Origin of the sequence: Shewanella sp. P1-14-1 (assembly GCF_001401775.1) — a bacterium.
In the GTDB taxonomy this organism is placed as follows: domain Bacteria; phylum Pseudomonadota; class Gammaproteobacteria; order Enterobacterales; family Shewanellaceae; genus Shewanella; species Shewanella japonica.
Map to the genome: position 1 here is coordinate 1 of NZ_LKTL01000100.1, position 352 is coordinate 352.

At 45.7% G+C, this 352-nt stretch carries 1 protein-coding gene; it reads right to left on the reverse strand.

What is annotated here, in order from left to right; translation table 11 throughout:
- Nucleotides 1-352 (reverse strand): DDE-type integrase/transposase/recombinase (locus tag AN944_RS21125; RefSeq protein WP_144430247.1); only part of this gene is annotated, 352 nt, incomplete at both ends.

A 352-nucleotide genomic window follows, 5' to 3' on the forward strand; every position in this document is an offset into this window, starting at 1 on the left:
AGATGCGGTCGTAATTCATTGTAAATTGCTACCGATTCCTTGACCAAGGCCCTGAGCTCCTCCATCGTTCGGCAGCGATAAAGCAAAAACTCATGCTTTAAAATACCATTCACACGCTCAGCCAGTGCATTTTGGTAGCAGTCATACCCATCCGTCATTGATGGCGTCATACCGCTGGCTGCTAATGCCATTTGGTATTCCTCTGAGCAATACTGCATCCCTCTGTCTGAGTGATGAATGATATGACCTGTTGTTTGACGACCCTTTACCGTCATATCCAGCGCTTTGACGACATCGCTCGCTTTCATCTCATGACTTAACTCGTACCCCATTATTTTTCTAGAATATGCGT